The 6,163-nt window shown below is 73.5% G+C and carries 7 protein-coding genes and 1 pseudogene; 4 read left to right on the top strand and 4 right to left on the bottom strand.

Translation table 11 applies throughout. The features are described from left to right. From CCN42_RS25765 to CCN42_RS25755, 3 genes are all read right to left on the bottom strand, one after another. Positions 1-1,101: serine/threonine-protein kinase (locus CCN42_RS25765; protein WP_143662009.1), on the bottom strand; the 1,101-nt coding region annotated here is incomplete at its 3' end. Between the two features lie 74 nt (positions 1,102-1,175). Beyond that, complete coding sequence (locus CCN42_RS25760) at positions 1,176-1,658, bottom strand: MarR family winged helix-turn-helix transcriptional regulator (protein ID WP_086739196.1); 483 nt, start codon at positions 1,656-1,658, stop codon at positions 1,176-1,178. Beyond that, a complete protein-coding gene (locus CCN42_RS25755; protein WP_086739194.1) occupies positions 1,655-2,260 on the bottom strand; it encodes a type 1 glutamine amidotransferase family protein in 606 nt (201 codons plus the stop codon). The genes CCN42_RS25760 and CCN42_RS25755 overlap by 4 nt, the downstream gene beginning before the upstream one ends. A gap of 184 nt (positions 2,261-2,444) precedes the next feature. Here CCN42_RS25755 and CCN42_RS25750 point away from each other — a divergent pair, with 184 nt between their 5' ends. The 3 genes from CCN42_RS25750 to CCN42_RS25740 all read left to right on the top strand — a co-directional run bounded on the left by CCN42_RS25750 (position 2,445) and on the right by CCN42_RS25740 (position 5,382). After that, positions 2,445-3,800 carry an aspartate aminotransferase family protein gene (locus tag CCN42_RS25750; protein WP_086739192.1) on the top strand — a complete coding sequence of 452 codons (1,356 nt, stop codon included), beginning with the start codon at positions 2,445-2,447 and terminating at the stop codon, positions 3,798-3,800. Between the two features lie 103 nt (positions 3,801-3,903). Next, complete coding sequence (locus CCN42_RS25745; protein WP_086170268.1) at positions 3,904-4,605, top strand: GntR family transcriptional regulator; 702 nt, start codon at positions 3,904-3,906, stop codon at positions 4,603-4,605. Positions 4,606-4,731: 126 nt separating this feature from the next. After that, positions 4,732-5,382, top strand: a complete 651-nt coding sequence (locus CCN42_RS25740) for a hypothetical protein (protein ID WP_086170267.1) — start codon at positions 4,732-4,734, stop codon at positions 5,380-5,382. A 12-nt stretch (positions 5,383-5,394) separates the two neighbouring features. Here CCN42_RS25740 and CCN42_RS25735 read toward each other — a convergent pair whose 3' ends face one another. After that, positions 5,395-5,688 carry a hypothetical protein gene (locus CCN42_RS25735; protein ID WP_086739191.1) on the bottom strand — a complete coding sequence of 98 codons (294 nt, stop codon included), beginning with the start codon at positions 5,686-5,688 and terminating at the stop codon, positions 5,395-5,397. A gap of 207 nt (positions 5,689-5,895) precedes the next feature. Between CCN42_RS25735 and CCN42_RS25730 the strand changes: the two are divergent. After that, positions 5,896-6,163, top strand: a pseudogene (locus CCN42_RS25730) (hypothetical protein); the annotation flags it as partial.

Genomic DNA, 6,163 nt, shown 5'->3' with positions numbered 1-6,163 from the left:
GAACGGAGCCCCGGGCGGGCCCGGGGCGGCCGGCCGGCCGGGGGGCACGCTCGGGAGGTGGTTCAGGGACGCTGCCGCGCCCGCAGCGCCGAGCGGCCCGCCCGGGGCTCCGTTCCGGGCGGACGCGGGCGCGCCGTCGGGCTCCTCCGCCGCCGGGTGCTCCGGCGGGGCCCCCGGCGTCTGCGGGTTCTCCGTGTCCAGCAGCCGTACCGCGTGCCGTCCGAGCTGGGCCACCAGGGCGCCGGGCAGCCACGGGTCGAGGGCGCGGCCGTCGGAGACGGTGTCCTCCGCGCCGGTGCGCTCCAGGAGGTCGTCGAGGGTCGGGCGGGCGGCAGGGTCCTTGCGCAGACAGTCACGGACGAGCTCGGCGATGCCCTCGGGAACCCGCTCCAGGTCGGGCTCCTCCTGCGCGATGCGGAACATCAGGGCGTGCACTCCGCTGTCGGCGCCGCCGAAGGGCAGGGCGCCGGTGGCGGCGTAGGCGAGGACGGAGCCGAGGCAGAAGACGTCGCAGGCGGGGGTGATGCGGTCACCGCGCACCTGCTCGGGTGCCATGAAACCGGGCGAGCCGACGAGGGCGCCGGTGCGGGTGAGCCCGCCGTCGGTGACGGTCTCCAGGGCGCGGGCGATGCCGAAGTCGATGACGCGGGGGCCGTCGATGGTCAGCAGGACGTTGGACGGCTTCAGGTCGCGGTGGACGATCCCGGCCGCGTGGATGTCCTTGAGGGCGTGGGCGAGCCCGGCGGCGAGGATGCGCACCGAGCGTTCGGGCAGCGGCCCGTGGTCGTGGCCGACGATCTGCTGGAGGCTGGGTCCGGCGACGTACCCGGTGGCGACCCAGGGCACGGCGGCCTCGGTGTCGGCGTCGAGCACGGGTGCGGTCCAGTGGCCGCCGACCCGCCGCGCGGCCTGCACCTCCTGCCGGAACCGCCCCCGGAACTCCTCCTGCGCGGCCAGCTCCTCGCGGACCAGCTTCACGGCGACGGTCCGCCCCCGGTCCGACCGGGCCAGATAGACCTGCCCCATGCCGCCCGCGCCGAGCCGCCCCAGCAGCCGGTACACGCCGACGCGCTCGGGGTCCCCTGGCCCCAGTCTCTCCATCCCCGCCGCCTCCCCCTAGGTGAGCAACAGGCCGAGAATAGTGCGGCCCTCAGGGGAGTCGTACGGGGCGCCCTCTACGGTTCCGTAACAGGCGCGGCCACCGGTACGGCCGACGGCGGTCCCAGTTCGTCCAGCACCTCCGACAGCCGCTCCAGGGCCGCCACCGCCGCGGCGAGTTCCGCCTCGCCGAAGGCTTCGGCGAGCCGGTCGGCGTAGGCGGCGTGGCCCGGGTGGATCCGGTCGATCGCGGCCCGGCCCTCCTCGGTCGGCGCGAGGAGCTTGGCGCGGCGGTGGGCGGGGTTGGGCCGGTACTCGGCCAGGCCCCGTGCCACCAGCAGGTCGGCGATGCGCTGGACGCTCTGCCGGGTGATGCCCATGGCGCGGGCGATCCCGGCCACCGGCAGCGGCTCGCGCAGCACCGCGCCCAGCACCTGCCACCAGGCGGCGGTCAGCCCGGCGGGCCCGGCCAGGTCCTCGGCGACGGAGAGGAACTGGCCGTTCAGCCGGAACACGCCGATCGCGCTCCGGCTGAACAGGTCCTGCCGCTCGCGGCTCACAGCGCCCCCGCCTTCTCCAGGACGGCGTACGCCTCGACGTCGGAGTCGTGGAAGAGGCGGTACCAGGCGTCCAGCACCTCGCCCTCGTGGACCTCGAGCAGGCCGAGGATCTCCCGGGCGAAGGCGACCGGCTCGGTGGGGCCCGCGGTGATCAGTCCGCCGTCGGTGACCGCGTCGGCGTCCACGTACTTCTCCCCGCCCCGGTAGCCGGTGGCGGCCAGGTAGAAGGAGACGGCGCTGGTGTGGGCGCGGTCGTCGAGCAGGCCCTCGCGGGCGAGTCCGGCGGTGGCGCCGCAGATCGCGGCGACGGGGACACCGGCGTCGAGGAACTGCCGGGCCTTGCGGGCGAAGGGGGCGAGGTCGTCGCCGGTGTCCCACAGGTCCGCGCCCGGCAGGATCAGCAGCGAGCTGTCCTCGGGCCGTACGTCGTCCAGGGCGAGGTCGGGCTGGACGCGCAGCCCGCCGATGGTGCGGACGGGGGCGGTGGTGGGGCCGGCGGTGCGGATCTCGTAGCCGGCGCGGGCGAGGTGGGCGGTGGCGTGTCCGGGCTCCCAGTCGGCGAGGGTGTCGTAGACGGCGAGGTGGACGGGCTTGCGGCTCATGGTTCCTCCTCCAGCGGGATCCCGGCGGATTCCCTATGACAGAAGGCTGTCACTTCGACAGTATCCTGTCAACCCTCTCGCCGCCCGGACGGCTCCCCGCGTCGACAACCTGTCGCGGAAACCCCCCGACCGCAGACAGGACGCCGATACCGCGTCCGCATCCCGGACATCTACGCTCGGCCGCATGACCCCTCATCCCGACCCCCGGACCGGCGCCGCCGTGAAGGCCGCGGACCGCGCGCACGTCTTCCACTCCTGGTCCGCGCAAGCGCTCATCGACCCGCTCGCCGTCGCCGGCGCCGAGGGGTCGTACTTCTGGGACTACGACGGCAAGCGCTACCTCGACTTCACCAGCGGCCTCGTCTACACCAACATCGGCTACCAGCACCCCAAGGTCGTCGCCGCGATCCAGGAGCAGGCCGCGAAGATGACCACCTTCGCGCCCGCCTTCGCCATCGAGGCGCGCTCGGAGGCGGCCCGGCTGATCGCCGAGCGCACCCCCGGGGACCTGGACAAGATCTTCTTCACCAACGGCGGCGCCGACGCCGTCGAGCACGCGGTGCGCATGGCCCGGCTGCACACGGGCCGCCCGAAGGTGCTCTCCGCGTACCGCTCGTACCACGGCGGCACCCAGCAGGCGATCAACATCACCGGCGACCCCCGCCGCTGGGCCTCCGACAGCGCCGCGGCCGGAGTCGTGCGCTTCTGGGCGCCCTTCCTCTACCGCTCCCGCTTCTACGCCGAGACCGAGGAGCAGGAGTGCGCCCGGGCGCTGGAGCACCTGGAGACGACGATCGCCTTCGAGGGGCCGCAGACCGTCGCCGCGATCATCCTGGAGACCATCCCCGGCACGGCCGGGATCATGGTGCCGCCGCCCGGCTACCTCGCCGGCGTGCGGGAGATCTGCGACAAGTACGGGATCGTCTTCATCCTCGACGAGGTCATGGCCGGCTTCGGGCGGACCGGCGAGTGGTTCGCCGCCGACCTGTTCGACGTCACCCCCGACCTGATGACCTTCGCCAAGGGCGTGAACAGCGGATACGTCCCGCTGGGCGGCGTCGCCGTCTCCGGCGCCATCGCGGAGACCTTCGCCGAGCGGCCCTACCCGGGCGGACTCACCTACTCCGGGCACCCCCTGGCCTGCGCCGCCGCCGTCGCGACGATCGAGGTCATGGCCGAGGAGGGCATCGTCGAGCACGCCGCGCGGCTCGGCGCCGACGTCGTCGGGCCCGCGCTGCGCGAGCTGGCCGAGCGGCACCCGAGCGTCGGCGAGGTGCGCGGCGTCGGCATGTTCTGGGCCCTCGACCTGGTGAAGGACCGGGAGACCCGGGAGCCGCTGGTGCCGTACAACGCGGCCGGCGAGGCGAACGCCCCGATGGCCGCGTTCGGCGCCGCCGCCAAGGCGCACGGCATCTGGCCCTTCATCAACATGAACCGCACCCATGTCGTGCCGCCCTGCAACGTCACCGAGGCCGAACTGAAGGAGGGCCTGGCGGCGCTGGACGCGGCGCTCGCGGTGGCCGACGAGTACGTGGCGTAAGCCCGGCGCCCCCGGTGGGGGGACCGCGTAGGGTGGCGTGCTCGTAGACACGTCCGTGCACACTGGTGCACGCCATCCGAACGTACGAGGGAGTCCCCCCACCATGCCCGGCACCAGCGGCAGCGGCGCTGTGACCCGTAGCACCCTGCGGCAGCAGATCGCGGACGCGTTGCGGGACGAGGTGCTGGCCGGGCGGCTCCAGCCGGGGCAGGAGTTCACGGTCAAGGAGATCGCCGACCAGTACGGCGTCTCCGCGACCCCGGTGCGCGAGGCGCTGGTCGACCTGTCCGCGCAGGGCCTGCTGGAGGCCGACCAGCACCGCGGCTTCCACGTCCGCGAATACTCCATGGACGACTTCCGCGGCCTGGTCGAGGCCCGCAGTCTCGTCACCGACGGCATGTTCCAGGCGCTCGGCGACGGCCACCGCGGCTTCCGCGACCCCGACGACCCGCGGACGGCGGCCGCGCTCGCGGGCGTGCGCCGGCGCGGCGAGGAGGCGCAGCGCGCCGCCGCCGCCGGGGACCTCACCGTGCTCATCGGCTACGACCTGCGCTTCTGGCGCGAGCTGAGCGGCCTGTTCGGCAACCCGTACCTCTCCGACTTCCTGCACCGGCTGCGGGTGCAGTCCTGGGTGTGCGCCGTGCCCTACCTGCGCCGTATCGACGATCTGCGCGGGCAGTTGTGGGCCGGGCACACCGAACTGGTGGACGCCCTGGCCCGCCGCGACACCGACTCCGCGCGGGGGCTCATCGGCGCCTACAACGCGCACTCGCTCGCCCTGATGGAGCGCCTGACCGGGAGCTGACGGCGGTCCGCGGGCCATTGACGGCTCATGTGGGTATAGGGCCGGTACGGGAGGGGACCCGTGCGGCCCCCACCCATTACGCTTCCCTGACCACACCTCGCGCGCCCCTACCCGAGGAGCCCTCTTTTGGCCTGTGACCTGTGGCTGGTCCCGCTCGTCGACGTGTTGTGCCACGCGCCGGACAACCCGTTCGCCGAGGAACTCGCGCAATACGACAAGGCGCTCGCCGAGGCCGGGCTGCCGCCGGTGCCGGTGTACCAGTACATGCCGGGCCTGTCCGGCGAGGTCGCCCCGGTCGCCGGATTCGACTACGACGCGCTGCACTTCCTGCGCCGGGCCTATCTGCTCCAGGTGTGCGGACTGCCGGTGACCCCCGTCGACGAACTGGGCGGCGACTACGAGCAGTTGCTGGAGATGTTCGAGGCGACGGCCCAGCAGTCCCACCTGGTCTGGCACTACGACCACGCGGGCGCCTACGTCCCGGTCGACTTCCCGCACCCCCTGTCCAACGACGAACTCCTCTCGGGCGGCGGACCGTTGGGCTCCTCCCAGACCCTGCTGCGCGAACTGGAACACGTCGCGCCCACCCTCGGCATCGACCCGGCCAACCCCCCGGCGGCCCCGCAGCCTCCGCCCGGGCCGACCGAGTTGGAGGAACCGGCGGTGCCCGCCCCGTACGACCCCAGCCCGTTCGCGCGTGAACGGCACGTCTGGCTGGGGCTGCACGCGGCGGCGACGCGGAGCCTGGCACAGGGGTCGATGATCGTCTTCAGCTGACCGGGCCCCCCGTCAGCGGTTCAGCTGGGAAAGACCCTTCTGCACGTCCTCGAGGTTCATCACCGGCGTGTACGTGATCTCCGCGCCGAGCTGCATGAAGAACGGCTCGCTGATCACCGGCATCAGATAGCTGTCCTGCATGTCGAAGACCAGGAAGGCGGTGCGCTTGCCGTGGTCGGAGGTGAAGCAGGCCGCCTCGGGCTTGAGCTGCTCCACCGTCTCCTGGATCAGCCTGGGCATGGTGCCGCTCCGGATGGCCTCGATGGCCTTCTCCGTGTCCATGCAGACCTTGAGCAGTACGCGCATCGCGCCCACCTGCTTCTGCCGGTCCCGGCTCTGCGGTCGACGCAGACGTACACTCCTCGCCCTATGTCCGATACGCACTAGAAGTTCCGCAGATCCCGGGCCCCGGTGGGTCATCCGTTCGGCTGACCCCGGCGTCACCCGTCCCGGTCGCCCGACCCAGCCGCTCCGCCGACCGGGAGGACCGTCGGCACGGCCCAGCATGGAGACATGCAGCGGACCGAGCGGATCTCCCGGCGCACCCGGCGGACGCCGCCGGCGGCGTCCGCGCTGCGCGAGCTGATCCGCCTGACCAGGAGTTCCCCGATGGCCCCCGCCGACCGCGCCCTGCTGACCGCCGCCGAGGCGGGCGACGCCGACGGCGTCCGCGCCGCCCTCGCCGCGGGCGCCGGCCCCGAGACCCGCGACGCCCACCGGCGCACCCCGCTGCTGCCGGCCGCCCTCGGCGACCATGTGACCGCCGCCGAGGTGCTGGTCG

Origin of the sequence: Streptomyces glaucescens (genome assembly GCF_002154375.1) — a bacterium.
Taxonomy (GTDB): domain Bacteria; phylum Actinomycetota; class Actinomycetes; order Streptomycetales; family Streptomycetaceae; genus Streptomyces; species Streptomyces glaucescens.
This window is presented reverse-complemented; position numbering and strand designations above follow the sequence as displayed.

Bases quoted from the DNA above. Each gene is read 5' to 3' on its own strand.
- CCN42_RS25755 (WP_086739194.1), bottom strand. From the start codon at position 2,260: ATGAGCCGCAAGCCCGTCCACCTCGCCGTCTACGACACCCTCGCCGAC.
- CCN42_RS25750 (WP_086739192.1), top strand. From the start codon at position 2,445: ATGACCCCTCATCCCGACCCCCGGACCGGCGCCGCCGTGAAGGCCGCG.
- CCN42_RS25745 (WP_086170268.1), top strand. From the start codon at position 3,904: ATGCCCGGCACCAGCGGCAGCGGCGCTGTGACCCGTAGCACCCTGCGG.
- CCN42_RS25735 (WP_086739191.1), bottom strand. From the start codon at position 5,688: ATGCGCGTACTGCTCAAGGTCTGCATGGACACGGAGAAGGCCATCGAG.